Source organism: Haloferax litoreum (assembly GCF_009674605.1).
GTDB classification, from domain to species: Archaea; Halobacteriota; Halobacteria; order Halobacteriales; family Haloferacaceae; genus Haloferax; species Haloferax litoreum.
In genome coordinates this window covers 1,777,402-1,798,021 of the sequence record NZ_WKJO01000001.1, presented here as the reverse complement: position 1 = coordinate 1,798,021, position 20,620 = coordinate 1,777,402, and the positions used below count along the sequence as shown (strand labels likewise).

Sequence of the window (20,620 nt, the reverse complement as noted above, 5' to 3'; positions counted from 1 at the left end):
TCGGAGTTCGCGGACGACGATGCGTCGATGGTCGTACCTCTCGTCGGAACGCCACGAAACGAGCCAGACAGTCTTCTCCTCGGCGTCAGACTCGACTTTCGATAGGACTTCACGCGGCCCAGTAGAGTGAAGATGGCTCTGGAAGCGTTCTTCGAAGTTGGTCGAGTGCCACGAGACGGCGACCGCGTTGGTCACATCGTCGTCTTTCTTGGCAGCTTCCTCGACGCGACGCCGAGCACGCTCCAGCGACTCAGGTGGTGCAAGGTGGGGGAGCGCGCGGTCGACGAGATCGTCGGCCCACTCAGGAACATCGCGGACGATGGCGAAGACGAGATGGTCGTCGGCCGGGACAACATCCTCGTTCGCGAGCGCTGTGAAGTAGGAACCGCGGAGACTCACGCACTCTCACCCCAGTCTTCGAGGATACAGCCGTCACAACCACTGCTGGTCGTGACAGCCATCAGAGGGACACCCCCGTCGTTTCCAGTGAAAAATCAGGAGACGGCGTTGTAACTCCCCTTTTTAATTGGGCATGTAAAGGAATTGAAGTATGCCCGGGGTGGGCTCCGAACCCACGATCTCCGCATGTCCCAGGTGCGAGGCCGGCATGACCTCGCGAGGGGCGGAGGCTTCCAAGGCGTTCCGCACCGATTGTGAAACCCTATGAGTGCGGCGCTATGTCCAGCTAAGCCACCCGGGCTCAACTTGGCGTTGTTCGGTGATTGTATTTAAGCTTCTCATCTTGGCCGACCCCGTGGCGAGTCACCATTGCACTCGGTTGGGTGCGATACGCCCGTACAACTAGCACCCTCACGGCACACTCACGAGGGTCTGTGACCCACGGATTTATGACCCGACACTGGGTGCACACACGCATGAGCCAACCGGAGATCGTCCAGTCCATCCTCGGTGAGGAAGACGTGGTGTCTCGCGTCCACCTCGGGGGCGAGGACGAACTGTTTGTGACTCCAACGCGGACCCTCGTGTACCGCGCCGAGGGGCTTCTCTCGGACGAGTCGGTCGATGAGCTTCCACACGCTGCCGAGCGACTCTCTGTGAGCGCGGGACGACGAAAAGCGAAAATTTCACTCGATTACGGCCTCGACGGCAGCCAGACGTTCGCACTCTCGGTCAAACGCCTCGACGACGCACTCCAACCCATCGTCGAAGGTGTCCTCTCTGCGGCCGGCGTCATCGACGACGACGAACGCGTGGTCCAATCGTTCCGGTTCAGCGAACTCACGTTCGCCGTCGCCGAGTGTCGTGTCGTCCGCCACATCGGAAGCGCGGTGTGGGACGAAGACTACGAGTCGTACCACTACGACGACGTGACCGACCTCGAGTTCGAATCCGGGAGCGTCGCGACGACAGTCGTACTCACCGTCGACGGCCGTCAAGAGCGGTTCAAGATTCCGAACGAAGAGGTTCGCGTCGTCCGTGAGAAGCTCTCGAAGGCGCTCTGTGCCTACCACGACGTGGGGAGTCTCGAAGAGTTCCGTCTCATGATTGCAGAACAGCAGGAAGCAGACGGGGAGGCCGAAGAGGCCCGGGACAACACCGACTTCGGCGAGGGGCCCGACCCCCTGAGCGCCAATCCCGGCGAACTGTCCGACGAACCAGCGAACGCGACACGGAGCGCGGACGACGAATCCGCAGAACCGGCCGAGGGACAGACCGTCGAGGCGACGGCCACGACGAGTACGTCGTCGCCAGAGGCCCAGACGGTCGAAACGACCACGAAGAACGTCGCAGACGCCGCCGACCTTGGATTCGAGGGGTCTGGTTTCGAACCCGCGTCTGATTCGAACGACGACATCACAGAACTCGCGGCCGAAGTCGAGGCACTCCGCGAAGTCGTCGAAGCACAGAGTGAGCAACTCGGCTACCAGCAGGAACTCATCGAGCAACTCATCGAAGAACTTCGCCGCGGCCGATAATCCGGCCCTCTCACGCACTCCACTTCTCACCACCGGTCTCGACGCGCCTTCCTTCTCTTTCGTCGCATTCCCCCGAGTGTTCGACTACTCTCGCCCGAGGACTTTCCGAATACACGACGAGCCAAAGGGTCCGAGTTCACCGGACTCGAAGCGCACGAAGTGTCCCGTCGAGATGGACGCACCGCAGCGACGACAGTCGAAGTCCCCTTCACGCTGGACGACCTGACTCTCGAACCGAACGAACGTCCCGCCGCGTTGGTGTCGAATTCGGCCGTCTTCCCGTTCGACGATGCCGCGGAGTTCTGCTTTGTCGAGGATGTCCCGCGTGAGCGTGGGGTCTGTCGTGACCGTCTCGATGCGGTCGACCACCTCGGCGAGCGAGAGTTCGTCCGCTTCGAGGTGGGCGAGGAGTTCGAGTGCGAGTTCGACGCGTTCCTCACGTGTCTGTTCCGTCACGAATCAGGTACCTATCGAGCCGCATCGGGCTAAAGCCCTCCGAAGCACAAAGGGTTTGGTCGCTGCGAGACGACGCTCTGGCGAGTCACCGTGAACCGCCCACGCCTCGCCGCTGGCCTCGCACTGGCCGTCCTCTTGGTCGGTGCGTTCGTCGTCTCACCAGCGGCGGCCATCTCGCACGCGACGTGGGTCGCTGCCGACCCAGTTCGTCTCGTCGTCGCGGTGAGCATCCTCGCCCTCGTTCGTCCGCTTCTGGCGTGGCCGACGACACTCATCGCCCTCGTCGTCGGGTACGGACTCGGCCCAATCGGCATTCCGTTCGCCCTCGCGCTCATCGTCCTCACGAGCATCCCTCCGTTCCTCTTCGCCCGCCGGTTCCGCGGGACGACCCGACTGGCCGAGGTTGGCGAAGAAACCGTCGCGATGACGGGGTCCGTTCGGGGCGTCACCGCGAGCAGGCTACTGCCGGTTCCATCCGACGTTGTGTCTGTCGCGGCGGGTGTCGCGAACGTCCCACTCGGCGCGTTCGCACTCGGAACCGCACTCGGTGAACTCCCGTGGGCAGTCGCAGGTGTCGTCGCCGGCGCGTCTGTCGAGACGCTCACAACTGGGTCGCTACAGGCAGTCGTTCGACCGGAGTTCGTCGCACTCGCAGCGCTCGCAGGATGTGGGTTACTCGTTCCCCCCGCGTACCGCCGGTACAGGGCAGGGGCCGAAGCGTAATATCGGGACGAGGCCGATTCCCCAGTCAGCCCGTTATTCGAGGAGCGACTCGCCTGTCATCGCCGAAGGCTGGTCGACTTCGACCAGTTCGAGTATCGTCGGTGCGATGTCGCAGAGTGACCCGCCTTCGCGGATTGTTCGGCCGCCCGAGAGTGGGTGGTCTGCCGCCTCGGACTCGTCCGTCTCGGCGTCCTCGGCGTCCTCGGCGTCGCCGTCCGCGCCTGCCGATTCGTCAGCGTTCTCGGCGGCGAGATAGACGAACGGAACTGGATTGAAGGTGTGCGCAGTGTGCGGGTCGTCTTCGGTGCCCATGTCGTCCGCGTTTCCGTGGTCGGCGGTGATACACACGTGGCCGCCGTGTGCGCGGACGCTCTCGACGAGTCGGCCGAGTTGTGCGTCGACGGCCTCGACTGCCTCGATAGCCGCGTCGTAGTCGCCGGTGTGCCCGACCATGTCGGGGTTGGCGTAGTTGAGGACCATCACGTCCGGGTCGTCCGAGTCGATGACGTCGATGGCCGTGTCGGTGAGTTCCTCGGCGGACATCTCGGGTTGCAGGTCGTACGTCGGCACGTCCGGACTCGGGACGATACGTCGAATCTCGCCGTCGAACTCGACTTCGCGGCCACCGTTGAGGAAGTACGTGACGTGGGGGTACTTCTCGGACTCCGCGAGGCGCATCTGGGTCATCCCCTTGCCGGCGAGGACTTCTCCCAGCGTGTCTTCGGGTTGCTCCGGCGGGAAGGCAACCGACACGTCGAACGTCTTGTCGTACTGCGTCATCGTCGTCATGAGAATCTCCGGCGGCGTCGTCTCGAAGTCCCACTCGGGTTCGATGTCGCAGAGCATCCGGACGAGTTGGCGGGCGCGGTCCGCGCGGAAGTTGAAGAAGATGACCGAGTCGCCGTCTTCGAGCGCGGGTGCATCGTCGACGAGTGTCGGTTCGACGAACTCGTCGGTGTCGCCGCGGTCGTACGAGTCGGTGACGGCCTCGACGGCGGTCGCTGCGGTCCAGTCGGCCTCGCGTTCGACGATTGCGTCGTAGGCGCGCTTCGTTCGCTCCCAGTTCTGGTCGCGGTCCATCGCGTAGTAGCGCCCTGAGACGGTCGCGACTTGTCCGGTTCCCTGTTCGTCGACGACTGCTTCGAGGTCGGTGAGGTAGCCCTCGCCACCGGTCGGAGAGGTGTCACGCCCGTCCATGAACGCGTGAGTGACGGCCTCGACGCCACGGTCCGCCGCGAGTTCGATGAGTGCGTGGAGGTGCTCTTGGTCGGAGTGGACGCCGCCGTCGGAGACGAGACCCATCAGGTGGACGCGGCCGCCCGTCTCTTCGGCGTGGTCGTACGCGCCCGTGATGGCCTCGTTCTCGTAGAACGACCCGTCTTCGATGCTGTCGCCGATGCGGGTGTACGCCTGTTTGACGACGCGGCCGGCCCCGATGTTGAGGTGGCCGACTTCGCTGTTACCCATCTGGCCGTCCGGAAGGCCGACGCGCCGCCCGTCGACGATGAGCGTGCCGGAGGCACCCGCGTCGCGGTAGTTGTCGAAGTTCGGCGTGTCCGCCGCTTTGATGGCGTCGCGGCGGTCGTGGTCACCGAGACCCCACCCGTCGAGGATGATGAGGGCTGCGTTCATACGCGGCGATTCGGCACCGCGGGGTAATTGTCCTTTGTTCTCGGCAGCGACGGCCGCCCGTTCGACTCGGACGGCCACTCGTTCGACGGCGACTCCTCCAGGTCGTCCCCGACGGCCTTTTCTTCCGGCGCACCGTCCACATCGGCGATGCGTCTGCGCGATTTCGACCTCGACGAGGCCGTCGACGAGTGGGTCGAGTACTACCTCGGAAACGGCCCCAGTCTCGTCGTCTTCCTCGCCCTCAACGCCTCGGCGTTCCTCGTCGGCGTGAGTTTCTACGTCCACTCCGACCCTTCGCTCGCCGACATCCCGACGTTCCTCTACCCGCTGTTCGGCGACTCGCCGGCGGCCCTCGCGTTGATGACGCTGTCAGCCGCGACGTTGCTCCCGAACCTCGGCCGCCGCGTCGCCGACGCGCCCGTCAATCGACCGCTCGCGTACCTCCACACGCTCGCGTTCGTCTGGTTGGTCAAGTACGGTATCTGGACCGCCGTCGCACTGAACCTCCGTCCCGACCTCTACGTCGGCTTTTCCGGTGCGGCGCTCTGGGACTACTGGGGAATCATGCTCACCCACCTCGGATTTCTCGTCGCGGCGTATCTCGTCCCACGCTACGGTGCGACGACGAAAGGTGCGCTCGGATTCGCCCTCGCACTCGCACTCGTCAACGACGTGTTCGACTACGGGTTCGGCTACTATCCGCCGCTGAAGTACGAGGCTGGCGTCCTGCTCGCAGTCATCACCGTCGGTCTGTCGTTCTTCGCGGTGTTCCTCGCCGACCGAGCGTTCGAACGTCTCCCACCGTCGGCCTCCTGACCCAACCGTGCGGAGGAATCACTAATCGCATTACGGCGTCACGTTCCACATGAGTCAGGCTTTTGCCTACCCGTAGACTATGTGGATACGTAATGGACTCCGCGGTACTGCTAGACCTACTCGGGAACGAAAACCGCCGTCGAATCTTGCGGTTACTTTCGCAGAAACCCTGCTACGTCACCGAGATAAGCGAGTACCTCGGCGTCAGCCCAAAGGCCGTCATCGACCACCTTCGAAAGTTGGAAGACGCGGGCCTCATCGAGTCACGGACCGACGACCAGCGACGAAAGTACTTCCACATCTCGCGAAACCTCCGACTCGAGGTGAACGTCTCACCGTACGGGTTCGGCGCGAAGAGCGCCTACCCACCGAGTCCGAGTCTCGACATGGCCGGTCGATGTCCACACGTCACGCTCGACGTAGAGAACACCGAGACGAACGACGTCGTCGACCTCGCGCGCGAACTCGGCAAGTTACAGGAACTCGACAACGAACTCTCACTCGCCCAGCGGTGGGTCCAGGGTCGCTTGACCGACGTCCTCGACCGAATCAACGAACGCCTCGGCGTCGACGCCGACAGTCGGTTCTACGCCGAGATTCTCGCGTCCCTCGCGAACGGTGCCGACACCGTCAGAGACGTTGCGAAGGACGTGAACGCCGACCCCGGCATGGTCGACGCGGCACTCCAGCGTCTCGCCGAGGGTGGACTCGTCGTCTACAACGGTGACGGCTGGGAAATCAACTGAGTCGGCGCGTCGCTCCTACCGGGCAGACTCCGTCTTCTCGATGAGCGGGTGTTGTACGTAGTCGTTGACTTCGACGTCCGCGAGGGAGTCGAGTCCGCCGAGGCGAGCGATTCGTCGGAGGCCCAGTTGTCCGACTTCCTCCGGTGAGACCGTGAGTACGTGCGCGGCCATCCGTTCGATGTCCAGTCGCCGGGCCGCGAGTGCGCGGTGGTGCCCGTCGACGAGGAGCGTCTCAGAACCGTAGGAGACGACGATGAGTGGTTCTGCGAGGCCGTTCTTGAGTTCGTACGTGCGACCTTCGAGTTCGTCACCGTGTACTTCGCGTTGCGTCGGAATCAACGAGGAGACGGCCACGTCCCGTTCGGTGACGCGAATCGAAATCCCGTGGGTGCGTTCCAGCATCTCCCGTGTACTCTGCACCTTCGAGGGCGTCGTGCGCTCGATTTGACTCCTGACGGCGTCCCCGTTCGAGAACATACCGAGGAGAACCCCATCGTCGTCCACAACGGGGAGGAACTGGTGGCCAGTGCGGAAGATGACGCGGGCCGCGTTCTTCACCGTCATCTCCGGACGAACGACGACGGGATTCCGACTCATGACCGACTTCACTTGCTCGCTGCCGTGGACTTCCAAGATGTCGATTGCGCCGACGAACCCGAGGAGGTGGTCGTCGCCGTCGACGACCGGAAGACCACCGTACTGCGACCCGGTCTTGAGTTGGTCGACGACATCAGTCACCCACGTCTCGGGGCAGACGGTATCCACGCCAGTCGTCATGTACGCGTCGACGCGAACGTCGTCGAGTTCCATCGGTGTCATAGAAAAGTGCCTCGCACGGTGAATCGGCGTAGCCCACGTTCAGCCTGCACCGGCCTAAACGTACTGGCTTGGTTGACCGTGACAACCGAATCGAACTGAGCGTTACCGAGGTGCTGGTGTCTGTGGGCCGCCGGCAACCCAACTCCCGAGTCTCGACCCGACCATCCCACCAAGCGCGGCTAGTCCGAAGGCGAGCACGGCCACGACGAGGGCGATGGCGACGAGCACTGCCGAAAACCACACCGGGTTCGGTAGCACGCGGATAGTTCCGAACATGTCGGAGAGCATCCAGAGGACCGGGAGGGCACCGACGAGGCCGGCACGGACACCCACACCCGTGCTCTCACCCGTCTGCCGCGTTGCGAGGTATCCGGCGAGGAATCCGCCGACGAGTACCGCCGAGAGTGATAACTCAGAACGGGTCTGCGCGTAGCTGGCGACTGTAAACGGGAGCGAAAGCAGGCCACCGACGAGCGCGTACCGCCACGCATCGGGGAGCCTCTTTAGGGAGGGACCAATCTCGAACATGAGTCTCGACTGTTGTCACTGAAAAAATGGTTTTCCATCGTCAAGTAATCACCGCCACGCCCCGGCTACACCTCTCTCGTCAGGCCGTCTTTCAAATCACGGCCGAAGTAGTGGCCGACGAGTCCAGCGAGGGCACCGCTGAGCGCGCCCACGCCCGCAATTGCGAGCCCATAGTCCGCGAGGAGCGAGACTGCGAACGGCGCGAACACCGAGAACAGCGTCGAGAGGACGAACGCGAGGCCCGCGGCAATCGCGCCCGCGAGTCCGACTTCGACATATCGTCGCTTCGACCCGACGAGTCCGAGGAGGAATCCGACCGCAGCGATGCCGACGAAGCGGCCGACGAACCCGACGATGGGGATTGCGCCACCAACGAGGAGGCCACCGATGGAGAGCACGAGAGCGACGAGGAACGTCCGGAGGGAGAACAGGCCACCGAGACGACCACCGCCGCGTTTCGAGTCCTTCGTCGGCGTCGATTCGTCCTCGTCGAGATTTAGCCCGGCGAAGATGTCGTCGACGGACCGCTCAGACTCTTTTTGGTCCGACCGTTGCATGTCTGCTAGGTTGTCTGCGACGGTGATGGCTCTTGTGCCGTGTGCGCTGGTGAACCCTCACAAGACACTTAGTATGTCAGTCGACTGTAACAGTGTGAAACGCAGACGGGTTCTCGCGGTTGCTGGCTCGCTCGTCGCTCTCTCCGGTTGTACGAGTGATGCATCTACTCGACGTTCCGAGGATGACGCCGAGACGACAGACGAATGCGGCCCGTACCAACTGTGTGAGGGCTCTGAGATGCTGAGAGTGTTCGTGAGTCCAGCGTTCTCTGGAGCGGTTGTGTTGGACGCGGGATGCCGAGACGAAGAATTCGAGATACGACCGGGTGAAGGGAAAACACTCAGACGAGAGGCCGACGCCGAAACCTGTGACGTCACCCTGTACGTAGACGGGCAAGAAGCCTACAGCGACACCATTCAAGACTACGAATCCACGGTTTTGCGAGTCGAATCGAGTGGCGAGGTCGACGAGGAGACAGTAGAAGTATAGCAACGATTGGTCTGTCTTGGCCATCAAAGCACTGGGCAGACTATACGGGTGGCTGTGCGGGTGCGTCCCGTGCTGTCCTGACCAGCAATCGCACCGAGAGGCGAGCATCGCGAGCCTCTCGGCCTTTTTCCCTCCAGATTTTTGTCGGAGGGGTGGCTCAGCCACCCCTCCGATAAAAAGGTGGGTTTGAAGTCTGACCCCGCGGTATCCCGCGATATGAACGCAGGGGACCGCGTCCGCGTAACCAACGCGGGCGTCACGAACGAAGGTGTCTTGATGCCCTCTTCGACCGACGAGTACCTCGTCGTCAAACTCGACGGCGGCTACAACGTCGGCATCGAGCTCGACGATGCGGACGTCGACGTACTGGAGACGGACGTCTACGACATCGAAGACGCACAGTCCGACAGCGACGGAACCTCCGAAATCGAGTTCGACGAAGACCTCCCGACTATCTCGCTCATCTCCACCGGCGGGACCATCGCATCGACGGTTGACTACCGAACCGGTGCCGTGACGGCGCAGTTCGACGCCGAAGACGTGCTTCGCGCCGTGCCGGACCTCGCCGGACGCGCGAACTACCGCGGGCGGGTCGTCGCCAACATCCTCTCCGAGAACATGACGACCGACGTGTGGGTCGACCTCGCGGAGGCCATCGCCGAGGAAATCGAGGCGGGTGCCGACGGCGTCGTCGTCATGCACGGAACCGACACGATGCAGTTCTCCGCGTCGGCGATGTCGTTCATGCTCGACACCCCCGTTCCCATCGTCTTCACGGGCAGTCAACGCTCGGCGGATCGGCCGTCTTCCGACAACGTGATGAACGCCGTCTGCGCCGTCGAGGCCGCCAAGGCCGACGCCGCGGAGGTCATGATTTGCATGCACGGCTCCGAGTCCGACGACGTGTGCGCCCTCCACGAAGGGACTCGCGTCCGCAAGAACCACACCTCGCGTCGCGATGCCTTCCAGACCATCGGTGCGAAACCGCTCGGCGAAGTCGACTACGAGGCTGAAGAAGTCACGTTCCGTCGCGACTACACCGCTCGCGACGAACAGGAACTCGCACTCAACGCTGGCCTCGAATCCGGCGTCGAACTCGTGAAGTTCACGCCCGGGATGGACCCCGCCGTCCTCGACTACCTCGACGGCAAAGCGGGCCTCGTCATCGAGGGCACGGGTCTCGGGCACATCCACACCGACCTCATCCCGCGAATCGAGGAACTCGTCGAGGACGGCACCGTCGTCGTCATGACCTCGCAGTGTCTCGAAGGCCGCGTCTGTGACCGCGTCTACGACACTGGTCGTGACCTCCTCGACGCGGGCGTCGTCGAAGCAGGTGACACCCTCCCCGGCACCGCGAAGGTGAAACTCATGTGGGCGCTCGCGAACCACTCGGACCCGGCGGGTGCCATGGGGCGGAACCTCGAAGGCGAACTGACCGAGCGCTCGGTCCCGTGGGAGTAACCTGATGGAGATACGACCCGCGCGACCCGAGGATTACGACGCTGTCGTCGCTTTCACCCGCGACACGTGGGCCGACCGCGGCGGGTCAGACTACATCCCCGACATCTACCACGAGTGGATAGAACCGGGCGAGAACGAGCAAGCGACCCTCCTCGTCGACATGGGTGACGAGACGCCCTCTGACGAGGTTGCGGCCATCGCGCAGATGGTCATGCTCTCGGAGTACGAAGCGTGGGCACAAGGGATGCGCGTCGCACCGGAGTACCGCGAGCAAGGCCTCGCAACCGAACTCACGCACGCCCTCTTCGACTGGGCGCGCGACCAGGGTGCGAAACGGGTGCGAAACATGATTTTCTCGTGGAACGTCCCCAGTCTCGCCAACGCCCGACACGTCGGGTTCGACCCGGGAATGGAGTTCCGCTGGGCGACACCCGAACCGAATGCTGACGCGACACCTGCTCTGTCGGTCACCGACGACGCCGACGCGGCGTGGGCGTTCTGGACCGGCAGCGAGATGCGAACCCAACTCTCTGGGCTCGCTCTCGACGCCAACGAATCGTGGGCCGTCTCCGAACTGACCCGGTCCAGACTCCACGACGCGGCGGCAGACGACCGACTGTTCGTCGTCGGCGACGACCGAGTCCGCGGCTTCACCTACCGCAATCGGACGTACTCGCGGGAACTCGACGACGAAGGCGAGGTGACGTGGGCCGAGTACGCAGTCGCCGCGTGGAACGACGAAGACGCCTGCACTGCGCTGATAGACGCTGTTCGGCGTGATGCGGCGTCGGTCGGTGCCGACCGAACGCGCGTCCTCGTCCCCGAGGGCGTCCAGTGGGTCTCAGACGTCTCTGTCGCGCGGAGCGACGTGGCGGAACAACCGACCTTCGTGATGGAAGCGGACCTCTCGTAGTCACAGACTCACCACTTGGACCGACACCGACGCGGTCACCGCCACGTGATGCCGCGGACCTCGAACCGGGCACCGCCGAGTTCTGACTCGGTGATGTCGAGGTCCCACCCGTGCAGGTCGGCGATTCGTTTGGTGACAGAGAGTTCGACCGAGTCGTAATCGACCCCGAGCAACTGGTTTCGTCCCGTCGCCGCGGCGCGTTCTTCGGCAGTGGGTCGTGGGCCGTCGTCGTCGACGTAGAAGCCGTCGATGGTCGCTCCCACGACGATTTGCGAGGGGTACCCCGGAACAGAACTTCGTCGGACGTTGTTCGTGAAGAGCGAACTGAGGAAGAGTCCGAAGAGGTGTTCGTCTGCGGCGAGGACGCCACCACCCGTCACGCGAAAGTCGATGTCGCTCGCGTTGCCGATGGCCTCCCACTCGGTTTCGACGTACTCGCGGAAGTCGACCGGTTCGAGTTCCAGCGTCGCCACCTGGTCGGCGAGCGTGACGCTCTGTTCGATGATGGCGTCGATGCGCGAGAGTATCTTCGAGAGCGACGACGCGTCGGGGGCGTCTTTCGCCACGAGTCGCCCTGCCTTCTCGATTGCCGCCGTGAGTGGTTCTTTGAGGTCTTTCGAGAGGACGTGTGCGAGCATCGCGAGGTGCTGGTTCTTCTCGTTGACTTGCAACTCTGCGAGTCGGCGCTCGGTGATGTCGAGGTGCATGACGAGGACGAATCGCCCGTGTCGGGGCGTATCGAAGGGAACGGCCCGCATCATGAACCACCGGTATACCGTCGGAGAGTGACACGGGTATTCGATGGCGAACAGGTCCTGTTGCCCGCGGAGGAGAGCGCGGATGCCGTCGGCGACGAGGCCTGCTGTCTCGTCCTCGTCGCGCGCCGCCTCGCAGACGTCGAGGTAATTGACGCCAATCGCGTCGACGTCACCGACGTACCCGTTGGTCTCGGCGAACATTCGCCACGCTCGATTGGTGTAGATGATGTCACCGTGTGTATCGAGTAGTGCAATCTCCGCTGGGAGTTCGTCGAACCCCCGCTCGATGAGCGAAGCGTCCCCCATGAGAATCGGTACGTGCCGTAAGCGCTTGACAGTACCTCTCATGGCGGCCTCGGATATCCCTGTCAAAGTGACCGACAGCACCGCCGCTGGTCGAGATTAGGGAAAGTGGTTCGTAACTGGTAAAATTGTGGATTAGAGGACGATTCGGTCAGTCCGAGGCGACGATGCGCCGCTTACGGCCATTTCCCTCAGGGTCCGCCATGGAGAGGACGTCATCGAAGAAGCCGAGCGAGTCGTGGGGTCCGGGGTGAGCCTCTGGGTGGTACTGGCGCGTGATGACGCTCAGGTCCTCGCTTTCGAGGCCTTCCGCGGTGTCGTCGTTGACGTTGATTTGCGTCACGTCGAGGTGCTCACCGGGGTCTGCGACGGTGTAGCCGTGGTTCTGGGTCGTCATGATGACTTTCCCAGTCTGCAGGTCGCGGACGGGTTGGTTCACGCCACGGTGACCGAAGGCCATCTTCTCGGTGGTGCCGCCGAGTGCGCTCGCGACGATTTGTTGGCCGAGACAGATGCCCGCGATGGGGACGTCACCGGCGAACTCCTCGACGAGTTCGCGAGTCGCAGTGTAGTTCTCCGGGTCACCGGGACCGTTCGAGATGAACAGCACGTCGGAGTCGAGTGCGGACACGTCGTCCGCCGTCGCGTCGTACGGGAGGACGTGAACTGTCGCCCCGCGTTCGACGAGCGAGTCGACGATAGACTGCTTCGCACCACAGTCGACGAGCGTGACCGTCTGGTCGCCGTCACCCTCGTAGGTGGTGAGTTCGGGTGTCGTGACCTGTGCGCCGATGTCGACGTGTTCGCTCATGCCCTTGCACTTCGCGAGTTCTTCTTTCGCGGCTTCAGGGGTCGCATCTTCGCCGACGGCGATTCCGACCTTCATCGCGCCCTCTTCACGAATCGACGTCACGAGGTCACGGGTGTCGATGTGGTCGACCGCTGGCACGCCCTCGTCGGCGAGCCACTCGACGACGTCGTCGGTGAACTCGCGTGCAACGGCGGCACGCGGGTGGACCCGGTCGGACTCGAATCGCTCGGCTCGGACGCCGTAGTTCCCGATGAGGGGGTACGAGAAGGTGAGGACTTGTTCTTCGTACGAAGGGTCGGTCAGACTCTCTTCGTATCCGGTGTATGCGGTCGTGAACACCAGTTCACCACGTGTGCGTCCCGGAACGCGACCACGCGCTTCGACCACGCGACCGTCTTCCAGGGCCAGATAGGCGTCCGACATTACGAGAAACGAACGGAACCCGGGTGCATAAGTGTTGCTTTCGAAGTCGAGTTACGAAATTCGTAATCGGTAAGTCGCTGGGGGCGGCACGTGGGGTATGGACGAGTTGGACCGACGCATCCTCGACATCCTCCGACGGGACGCTCGAACCCCGAACACGGAGATTGCGGCGGAAGTCGGAACGTCTGAAGGGACGGTTCGAAACCGCGTCGAGCGGTTAGTCGACGAAGGCGTCATCGAACGATTTACGATTGCGACCCGCACGGGCAACCTGAAGGCGATGATAGAGGTGACCGTCGCAGTCGACGTCGATACGAACGACGTCTCGGAACTCATGTCCGAGTGGAAGGACGTCGACTTCGTCTGGCAGGTGTCGGGCGAAGAGGACATCGTCCTCGTCGTCGACGCGGCCGACACGCGAGCGGTCAACGACCTCATTACGCGTGCGCGCGAGCACGACGACGTGAAGAGTACGAAGACGCGCTTGATTCTCGACGAACGCCTCGGGTGACGCGGGACACCCGGGACACGAGTCGACCACGACCGAGTGTGGCTGGTCCGCATCGAAGCATAATTGACCCCCGCCTCCGACGAGACGGACATGAGCAATGCAGCGGCCGACGAGGCCACGGAACTCCACAAGAACGCAGCACAGGACGTCATCGCCGTCGACTCCGACGACAACCCGGAGGGGACCGTCAACCGACTCGACGCCCACACGGGCGACGGCATCCGCCACCGCGCCTTCACCTGTCTCGTGTTCAACGAGGAGGGCCAACTGCTCCTCGCACAGCGCGCACCGAACAAGCGCCTGTGGGACACCCACTGGGACGGCACCGTCGCCTCCCACCCCGTCGAAGGGCAGTCCCAGGAAGAAGCGACCGAAGAGCGACTCGAAGAGGAACTCGGCATCACGCCCGACCAGTACTCCGACCTGCGCGTCACGGACAAGTTCGAGTACAAGCGCTACTACGAGAACGCCGGCCTCGAGTGGGAGGTCTGTGCGGTCCTGAAGGTCACCCTCGAAGACACCAGTCTCGACCCCGACGAGGACGAAATCGCGGGGATGCTCTGGGTGGACTACGAGCACCTCCACGACCACCCGCAGTGGTACCGCCAACTGCGTCTGTGCCCGTGGTTCGAGATTGCGATGCGCCGTGACTTCGAATAACGTAACGCTCGCGTCGCACGTCCGCGGCGAGGTACTTACTCACGCCCGCGAGGGTGCCGCCGAAGACCCTCCCGAAGAAGTCTGTGGCGTCCTCGTGGGGGACCACCAAGCAAACTCTATCTCTGCTTCACTCCCCGTTTCGAACGTCGCCGACGACCCGCGGGTCGCCTACGAACTCGACCCCGCAGAGACAGTCACCGCCTTCGACGACGCCGAATCGAAGGGAGATGACGTGGTCGGGTTCTATCACTCGCACCCGGAGTCGGCACCGGTTCCGAGCGCCGCCGACCGCGCGCAGGCGTCGTGGCCGGGGTACGTCTACCTCATCTGCAACCCCGACGGGCGACTGACCGCCCACGAGTGGACCGGAAACGAGTTCCGCGAAGTCGAAGTCGTCGTCGAGTGAGTCACACGAACCGAGTCGCCGACTTTCGGTGAGAATAACCGGTCCGAGTGCTCAGACCCCCGTATGGAACCCGACGTGTACGACGACCTCGACGGGCAAGTTGCCCTCGTTACCGGCGCGAATCGAGGCATCGGCCACCAAATCGCCGAGAACCTCCGTGACCTCGGAGCGACGGTCTACGCCGGGTCGCGAAGCGTCACGAACGAGACGCCCGAGGGAACGGAACGCGTCCTCCTCGACGTGACGCAAGAAGGTGACATCGAAGAGGCCGTCGACGGCATCTTCGCCAGCGAAGGCCGTCTCGATATCCTCGTCAACAACGCTGGAATCGGGGAGTTCGGTGACGATATCGTCGCAGAACCGACAGACACCATCGACCAGACGCTCGCCGTCAACCTGCGCGGGCCGATGCTACTGTGTAAACACGCTGTCCCACTCCTCCTCCAGAACGACGGTGGTCGCGTCGTCAACGTCTCGTCTGGCATGGGTGCACTCGAAGAAGGACAGTCCGGCGGGTCGCCGTCGTATCGAATCTCGAAGACCGGCATCAACGGTCTGACTGTCTACCTCGACGGCCAGTACGGAGACGACGGACTCATCGCCAACTCGGTCTGTCCCGGATGGGTCCGCACCGACATGGGTGGCGAGAACGCGTCTCGTCCCGTCGAGAAAGGTGCCGAGACGCCGACGTGGGTGGCCCAGTTCGAACCGGGTAGTCCGTCCGGGAAGTTCTGGCGCGACAAGCGGGTCATCGACTGGTAGAGCAGTTCCCCGTCTTTCACGAATTCTATCGACACCTGGGGAACATTAATCAGCTGTCTCCGATGACTCGTCACAATGTACGTACGAACGCCTGCGGACAGCGAGAGCAGTGAGTGAAACAGGCACCGACACCGCTGTCTTCGGTGTCCGACTCGACCGGACGCGTGACGTCCCTGTTCGATTCGCGTTCGCCGCGCTGGTCGGGAGTACCAGGGGATGGGCGTGGTTCGTGGTCGGTCTTCCACTCGCCGCCCTCCTCGCGGCGCAGGTTCACGACGTGTTCGTCCCGTTCGCCGCGGCGATGCCGTTCGGCATCGCGCTCTTGCTTCTGTGGATGAGCCACGAGTTCGTCGCTCCGCGCGTGACCGTCGACTACGAGAACCGTACGCTAACGAAGACGAAACCGTACACGGACGAAGCGTATTCACCCATCGACGCGGACGACTTCGACCACGTCACGATACTTCGGTTCACCGACGTCGCTCTCGTGAGATTTCACTACACCAGATGGGCAGTCGCCAAGCCGCTGTCAACGTCTGTCTCCACTGCTGAGGTGCCTGCGTTCGAATCGGCGCTCGAACAGATGGGTGTCGATGTCGCCGTTCGTGATGTGACGGTTCCCAGCCCGATTTACGCTCGAATCGTCGCCACGCCGATTGTCGTCGTTGGAATGCCCCTCGTGGTCTGGGGTACCTACGGTCGTTCGGCGTTTCTGTCCAATGCCGTGGTCGTTCCGGCGGTCGTGTTGGTCCTCTACGGGGTGTACGGCTACCGGTGGCGACGCCGACTTCGGCGGTCTACTGCCGGCGACGTGAGACCGAACTGAAGTCACTCGGTGCCCCGATTCACGTCACCCCGCCACTTCGCGTCTCGAACTGTTCGTACTCATTTCCGTCCAGTATGTCGCGCAGATGCTCCACGGCCCGAAACACGTCCTCGAACCCGATGTAGGCCGGTGCAGGTGCGACGCGAACCACGTTCGGCATACGGAAGTCCACGACGACGCCGCGTTCTTTCAGTGCGAGGCTGATTCGATACGCCTCGGGGTGTTCGACGGCGACGTGACCGCCGCGGGTCGCCGGGTCGCGCGGGGTCCCGACTTCGCACTCCGGCAGTCGCTCGTCCACGAGGTCGACGAGGTAGTCGGTGAGAGCGAGCGACTTCTCGCGGAGTGCAGCGACGCCGCCGGCATCTTCGACGATGTCGAGCGTGCCGTCCAACGGGGCGGCAGCGAGGATGGGAACCGTTCCAATCTGGAACGCACCGGCGGAGTGCGCCGGGTCGTAGGTGAGCGCCATGTCGAACTGCGTCTCCTTGTCGTTGCCCCACCATCCGGCGAGCGACGGAGAGACGCCGAAGTGTCGCTCGTTCACGTAGAGGCCGGCGATAGCACCGGGGCCGGCGTTGAGGTACTTGTAGTGACACCAGACGGCGAAGTCGACACCGATGGCCGACAGTTCGTGCGGAACGACGCCGACCGAGTGCGCGAGGTCGAACCCGGCCAGTGCGCCCGCGTCGTGTGCCGCTTCGGTGATGGCTTCGATGTCGAACAATTGGCCGCTTCGGTAGAGGACCGAGGGGAGAAACACCATGCCGACGTCGTCGTCGATGGCCGCGAGTACGTCTTCTGTCTCGATAGTCCGGCCGTCTCGGCTCTCGACCACCCGGAGGGCGTCGTCGGGGTCGACACCGCGCTGACGAAGTTGTGCGCGAATCGCGTAGTGGTCCGTCGGAAAGTCGAGGTCATCGACGACGATTTTCTCGCCGCGTTCCGGGTCGTAGAACGTCCCGACGAGGGTGTGGATGTTGACCGTCGTGGAGTTGGCGACGACGACTTCCTCGGGGCGTGCACCGACGAGGGGTGCGAGTCGGTCACCGAGTCGTTCGCCGTAGGTGAACCAGTCGGGGTCGGCGTCGGTCCACCCGTGGATGCCGAGTTCACGCCACTCGTCGACGACGTGGTCCAGCGCCGCCTCGGCGTCTACCGACAGTGGGCCGAGCGAGTTCCCGTCCATGTACAGTTCGCCCTCGGGGACGTGAAATCGGTCGCGGAGGTCCGAAAGCGGGTCGGCGGCGTCCATCTCGCGGGCACGGTCGAGTGTCGGTGTGTCGCCCTCGTCGTTCATGAACGCGAGTTAGTCGCTCGGCGCAAGTATGTTTGCGGACCGTACGGCGTGGTGTTTTTCACGCTCGCCTGCGCGCCTCCCGTATGGTTCTCTTCGGCGACGACTCGTCTCCCACAGACGGTGGTACTGTCACTGCGACGGACACGCTCGACCCGCAAGCGCAGGCAGTCGTCGACGACGTCGAACGACTCGGCATCCCGGAGTGGTCCGCACTCGGTGTCGAGAGCGCTCGACGCGTCGAAGACGAGGTGTTCGCCGCGACAGACGCCCCCGACGTAGCGCGAAGTACGAACTTCGCAATTCCCGGACCTGCCGGCGAAATTCCGATTCGCGTCTATCATCCAGCACCCGGCGAGACGCGACCGGTCCTCGTCTTCTTCCACGGTGGCCTCTGGGCGATGGGGACGCTCGACTCCATCGACGGTGTCTGTCGTCGTCTCGCGACGCGTTCGCGGCGCGTCGTCGTCTCCGTCGACTACCGTCTCGCACCCGAGCACCCGTTTCCGGCAGGCCTCGAAGACTGTGTACGGGCGACCGAGTGGGTCGCAGAGAACGCGGGCAGCATCGGTGGAGACGCCGACCGACTGGCCGTGGGGGGAACGAGTGCAGGTGGGAACCTCGCGGCAGCGACGTGCCTCCACGTCAGGGAGTTCGGCGGTCCGACAATCGAGTCGCAACACCTCTTGTACCCGATGACCGACCTCTCCAGCGACCACCAGTCACTCTCCGAGAACGCCGACGGCCCACTGCTCACTCGGCGCGACGTACTGTGGGCGCACGACACCTACCTTCGGTCGCCGGTCGACCGGTACAACCCGTTCGCGGCACCGCTTCGGGCGGACTCGTACGCCGACCTGCCGCCGGGGTACGTCGTCACTGCCGGATTCGACCCGCTTCGAGACGAAGGGGCGGCGTACGCGACAGCACTCGAATCGGCAGGCGTCGGTGTCGTCCACGACCACGAACCTGCGATGCCGCACGGCTTTCTCAGCCTCACCGCGGACGTCGACGTGGCAGACGCGGCACTCGACAGAGTCGCACATGCGTTGAAAGACGGTATTTGAGCGACGCGCAGGAGGGGGCAGTATGGGGGGAAGAGCGGGGCTCTGACGGTTACGTCGTCGGTTGGCCGGTTTCCTCGGCCTCCTCGCGTGGATACATGCCACCGATGAGGCCGCCAACCGTCGCGGGAATCGCGTGGAGGAGTGCGAACAGGAGGAGGGCGAACGCGAGGCCGAAGGTTGCGAACACACCGCCCAGAGAGGGGGTAAAAAGCGAGACGAAGAGGCCCACGACGACGAGTACTGCGATGACCGACAGCGACGCAATCGCCCCCGCAAGGAATCCGTTCCACGCACCGCTCACCCGTCCGCTATTGGCGTAGTAGCCTGCGACCCACCCACCGACGAGTCCGCCGACTGCGCCACCGAGGATGGCGAGTTGCGCGGCGAGTGACGCGACCAGCGAAAAGAGGAGGGCGACACCGAATCCGAGTGCGACCGCACGCCACTTCGTTACTACCATGACGCCGGAATGTATGGTCGGAAATAACTTCAATAGTGTTCACGGGTTGAAAGAAAGTCTGGATACCGTGACACAACGTGTCGTTCGTCCGTGGAACCGGGAGAACCCTACTCATCTGTTGCCGCCGTGGCCAGACGCTCGTACGCTTCCCACGACGGGTCGACGTCCGGGTGCTCGATTCGCTCGCCGTCCACGACGACGCCCTCGCCATCGACGACGGTTCCCGCGACGCCGACAGGCGTTCCACGAGCTTCGAGCGCCGAAATCACGTCGTCGGTGACGGATGGGTCAAGTGCGACGACGAGCGTCCCGGCAGTCGTCGCTCGCCACGGGTCGATGTCGAGATAGTCGCACACCTCGCGAACGCCCGGCCGGAAGGGGATACTCGACTCGTCGATTTCGAGTTGGACGCCGGCGCTCTGCGCAATCTCGTTGAGTGCGCCGTGGACGCCACATTCGGTCGCGTCGTGCATCGCGTGGACCTTTCGGCCACCGGCCGCCGAGACGGTCATCGCGTCGCGGACGGCGTCCGTCTCGTCGAGGCGTTCCTGTGCGGTTTCGAGAACGTCGGCGTCGAGGCCGTCGAATCCATCTGGGAAGAGCGTCGTCAAGAGGCCAGTCGTCTCGACTGCGGGTCCTTTCGTCACGAGAACGTCGTCACCGGGTCGTGCACCGTCGGGGCGGACCACATCTTCGTGGTCGCCGACGGCCAGCGCGGTGGCACCGCCGACCCACGGGTACGAACACCCGGAGTAGCGGGCGGTGTGGCCAGTGACGATGCTCACGCCGAGGTCCGCCGCTTCTTCGTGCATCGCGTTCCAGAGTTCGGCGAACTCGGCGTCGCTCATCTCCGGCGGGAGGGTAAACGAGATGGCGATGTGCGAGGGGTCGAGTCCGGAGACGGCGATATCAGAGAGGACGATGTCGATAGCGAACCGCCCCGCGCGGTCGAACCCGAGGGCTGGAAGCACGGATATCGGGTCCGTCGCGAGTGCGACTGCGGTTCCGTCGATATCGAGGAGGCCGAAATCGACGCCGTGGGTCGGGCCGAGCGCGACGTCGTCTCGGTCTGCGCCGAGACGTGGATAGATGTACTCGTCGAAGAAGTCGCGGTCGACCTTTCCGAGGTCGGTCATAATCGGTGTCGGGTGGCCGTGAGTAAGAACGTACTCATCCGTCGCCACCGCCCGACTCGTGGACTATCGATAGCCGTCCCCCTCATCGGGTGAAGGTGGGACGGTCCCCCGTCCCTGCT

At 63.6% G+C, this 20,620-nt stretch carries 24 protein-coding genes and 1 tRNA gene; 14 read left to right on the top strand and 11 right to left on the bottom strand.

Features of this window, described 5'->3' with window-relative positions; translation table 11 throughout:
- The first annotated feature begins 132 nt into the window (after positions 1 to 132).
- Positions 133 to 513 carry a hypothetical protein gene (locus GJR96_RS18290; RefSeq protein ID WP_154326201.1) on the top strand — a complete coding sequence of 127 codons (381 nt, stop codon included), beginning with the start codon at positions 133 to 135 and terminating at the stop codon, positions 511 to 513.
- A 38-nt stretch (positions 514 to 551) separates the two neighbouring features.
- On the opposite strand, the gene GJR96_RS09225 is transcribed toward GJR96_RS18290, so the two are convergent.
- A tRNA-Met gene (locus GJR96_RS09225) sits at positions 552 to 700 on the bottom strand.
- Positions 701 to 875: 175 nt separating this feature from the next.
- Here GJR96_RS09225 and GJR96_RS09220 point away from each other — a divergent pair.
- The gene (locus tag GJR96_RS09220) at positions 876 to 1,937 is read left to right on the top strand and encodes a DUF7115 domain-containing protein (protein WP_151162677.1); all 1,062 of its coding nucleotides are present in this window, start codon (positions 876 to 878) and stop codon (positions 1,935 to 1,937) included.
- Positions 1,938 to 2,021: 84 nt separating this feature from the next.
- On the opposite strand, the gene GJR96_RS09215 is transcribed toward GJR96_RS09220, so the two are convergent.
- Complete coding sequence (locus GJR96_RS09215) at positions 2,022 to 2,393, bottom strand: DUF5830 family protein (protein WP_151162676.1); 372 nt, start codon at positions 2,391 to 2,393, stop codon at positions 2,022 to 2,024.
- A 90-nt stretch (positions 2,394 to 2,483) separates the two neighbouring features.
- Here GJR96_RS09215 and GJR96_RS09210 point away from each other — a divergent pair, with 90 nt between their 5' ends.
- Positions 2,484 to 3,116 (top strand): TVP38/TMEM64 family protein, encoded by a 633-nt coding sequence (locus GJR96_RS09210; RefSeq protein WP_151162675.1) that lies wholly within the window; start codon positions 2,484 to 2,486, stop codon positions 3,114 to 3,116.
- A gap of 33 nt (positions 3,117 to 3,149) precedes the next feature.
- Here GJR96_RS09210 and gpmI read toward each other — a convergent pair whose 3' ends face one another.
- A complete protein-coding gene (gene gpmI, locus GJR96_RS09205) occupies positions 3,150 to 4,748 on the bottom strand; it encodes a 2,3-bisphosphoglycerate-independent phosphoglycerate mutase (protein WP_151162674.1) in 1,599 nt (532 codons plus the stop codon).
- A gap of 147 nt (positions 4,749 to 4,895) precedes the next feature.
- On the opposite strand from gpmI, the gene GJR96_RS09200 reads away from it, so the two are divergent.
- Together GJR96_RS09200 and GJR96_RS09195 are read left to right on the top strand one after the other, a co-directional pair.
- On the top strand, positions 4,896 to 5,564 hold the full coding sequence (locus GJR96_RS09200; RefSeq protein ID WP_151162673.1) for a DUF1405 domain-containing protein: 669 nt from the start codon (positions 4,896 to 4,898) through the stop codon (positions 5,562 to 5,564).
- 92 nt (positions 5,565 to 5,656) lie between these two features.
- A complete protein-coding gene (locus GJR96_RS09195; RefSeq protein ID WP_151162672.1) occupies positions 5,657 to 6,310 on the top strand; it encodes an ArsR/SmtB family transcription factor in 654 nt (217 codons plus the stop codon).
- 15 nt (positions 6,311 to 6,325) lie between these two features.
- Here GJR96_RS09195 and GJR96_RS09190 read toward each other — a convergent pair whose 3' ends face one another.
- The 3 genes from GJR96_RS09190 to GJR96_RS09180 form a co-directional block, all read right to left on the bottom strand.
- On the bottom strand, positions 6,326 to 7,120 hold the full coding sequence (locus GJR96_RS09190; RefSeq protein WP_151163972.1) for a CBS domain-containing protein: 795 nt from the start codon (positions 7,118 to 7,120) through the stop codon (positions 6,326 to 6,328).
- A 111-nt stretch (positions 7,121 to 7,231) separates the two neighbouring features.
- Positions 7,232 to 7,657, bottom strand: a complete 426-nt coding sequence (locus GJR96_RS09185; protein WP_151162671.1) for a DUF5518 domain-containing protein — start codon at positions 7,655 to 7,657, stop codon at positions 7,232 to 7,234.
- A 65-nt stretch (positions 7,658 to 7,722) separates the two neighbouring features.
- Complete coding sequence (locus tag GJR96_RS09180) at positions 7,723 to 8,214, bottom strand: hypothetical protein (protein WP_151162670.1); 492 nt, start codon at positions 8,212 to 8,214, stop codon at positions 7,723 to 7,725.
- Positions 8,215 to 8,308: 94 nt separating this feature from the next.
- Here GJR96_RS09180 and GJR96_RS09175 point away from each other — a divergent pair, with 94 nt between their 5' ends.
- From GJR96_RS09175 to GJR96_RS09165, 3 genes are all read left to right on the top strand, one after another.
- Positions 8,309 to 8,704 carry a hypothetical protein gene (locus GJR96_RS09175; protein WP_151162669.1) on the top strand — a complete coding sequence of 132 codons (396 nt, stop codon included), beginning with the start codon at positions 8,309 to 8,311 and terminating at the stop codon, positions 8,702 to 8,704.
- A gap of 216 nt (positions 8,705 to 8,920) precedes the next feature.
- The gene (gene gatD / locus GJR96_RS09170) at positions 8,921 to 10,168 is read left to right on the top strand and encodes a Glu-tRNA(Gln) amidotransferase subunit GatD (RefSeq protein WP_151162668.1); all 1,248 of its coding nucleotides are present in this window, start codon (positions 8,921 to 8,923) and stop codon (positions 10,166 to 10,168) included.
- A gap of 4 nt (positions 10,169 to 10,172) precedes the next feature.
- Positions 10,173 to 11,081, top strand: a complete 909-nt coding sequence (locus tag GJR96_RS09165) for a GNAT family N-acetyltransferase (RefSeq protein ID WP_151162667.1) — start codon at positions 10,173 to 10,175, stop codon at positions 11,079 to 11,081.
- A 35-nt stretch (positions 11,082 to 11,116) separates the two neighbouring features.
- Here GJR96_RS09165 and GJR96_RS09160 read toward each other — a convergent pair whose 3' ends face one another.
- Together GJR96_RS09160 and carA are read right to left on the bottom strand one after the other, a co-directional pair.
- Positions 11,117 to 12,145 carry a PAS domain-containing protein gene (locus tag GJR96_RS09160; protein WP_151162666.1) on the bottom strand — a complete coding sequence of 343 codons (1,029 nt, stop codon included), beginning with the start codon at positions 12,143 to 12,145 and terminating at the stop codon, positions 11,117 to 11,119.
- Positions 12,146 to 12,293: 148 nt separating this feature from the next.
- Positions 12,294 to 13,376 carry a glutamine-hydrolyzing carbamoyl-phosphate synthase small subunit gene (gene carA / locus GJR96_RS09155; protein ID WP_151162665.1) on the bottom strand — a complete coding sequence of 361 codons (1,083 nt, stop codon included), beginning with the start codon at positions 13,374 to 13,376 and terminating at the stop codon, positions 12,294 to 12,296.
- A 97-nt stretch (positions 13,377 to 13,473) separates the two neighbouring features.
- Here carA and GJR96_RS09150 point away from each other — a divergent pair, with 97 nt between their 5' ends.
- From GJR96_RS09150 to GJR96_RS09130, 5 genes are all read left to right on the top strand, one after another.
- The gene (locus tag GJR96_RS09150; RefSeq protein ID WP_058571870.1) at positions 13,474 to 13,887 is read left to right on the top strand and encodes an Lrp/AsnC family transcriptional regulator; all 414 of its coding nucleotides are present in this window, start codon (positions 13,474 to 13,476) and stop codon (positions 13,885 to 13,887) included.
- A 90-nt stretch (positions 13,888 to 13,977) separates the two neighbouring features.
- Entirely contained in the window at positions 13,978 to 14,547 is a 570-nt protein-coding gene (gene idi / locus GJR96_RS09145; protein WP_151162664.1) for an isopentenyl-diphosphate Delta-isomerase, read from the top strand.
- Positions 14,534 to 14,953, top strand: a complete 420-nt coding sequence (locus GJR96_RS09140) for a desampylase (RefSeq protein WP_151162663.1) — start codon at positions 14,534 to 14,536, stop codon at positions 14,951 to 14,953. Before idi ends, GJR96_RS09140 begins: the two co-directional genes overlap by 14 nt.
- A 63-nt stretch (positions 14,954 to 15,016) precedes the next feature.
- The gene (locus tag GJR96_RS09135) at positions 15,017 to 15,715 is read left to right on the top strand and encodes an SDR family NAD(P)-dependent oxidoreductase (RefSeq protein ID WP_151162662.1); all 699 of its coding nucleotides are present in this window, start codon (positions 15,017 to 15,019) and stop codon (positions 15,713 to 15,715) included.
- Between the two features lie 109 nt (positions 15,716 to 15,824).
- Positions 15,825 to 16,541, top strand: a complete 717-nt coding sequence (locus GJR96_RS09130; protein WP_151162661.1) for a hypothetical protein — start codon at positions 15,825 to 15,827, stop codon at positions 16,539 to 16,541.
- A gap of 19 nt (positions 16,542 to 16,560) precedes the next feature.
- On the opposite strand, the gene kynU is transcribed toward GJR96_RS09130, so the two are convergent.
- Positions 16,561 to 17,841, bottom strand: coding sequence for a kynureninase (gene kynU, locus GJR96_RS09125; RefSeq protein WP_151162660.1), 1,281 nt, complete (start codon positions 17,839 to 17,841; stop codon positions 16,561 to 16,563).
- A gap of 83 nt (positions 17,842 to 17,924) precedes the next feature.
- Here kynU and GJR96_RS09120 point away from each other — a divergent pair, with 83 nt between their 5' ends.
- Positions 17,925 to 18,905, top strand: a complete 981-nt coding sequence (locus tag GJR96_RS09120; protein WP_151162659.1) for an alpha/beta hydrolase — start codon at positions 17,925 to 17,927, stop codon at positions 18,903 to 18,905.
- Between the two features lie 49 nt (positions 18,906 to 18,954).
- On the opposite strand, the gene GJR96_RS09115 is transcribed toward GJR96_RS09120, so the two are convergent.
- Together GJR96_RS09115 and GJR96_RS09110 are read right to left on the bottom strand one after the other, a co-directional pair.
- Complete coding sequence (locus tag GJR96_RS09115) at positions 18,955 to 19,365, bottom strand: DUF5518 domain-containing protein (protein ID WP_151162658.1); 411 nt, start codon at positions 19,363 to 19,365, stop codon at positions 18,955 to 18,957.
- Positions 19,366 to 19,472: 107 nt separating this feature from the next.
- Positions 19,473 to 20,501 (bottom strand): AIR synthase family protein, encoded by a 1,029-nt coding sequence (locus GJR96_RS09110; protein WP_151162657.1) that lies wholly within the window; start codon positions 20,499 to 20,501, stop codon positions 19,473 to 19,475.
- Positions 20,502 to 20,620 lie beyond the last annotated feature (119 nt).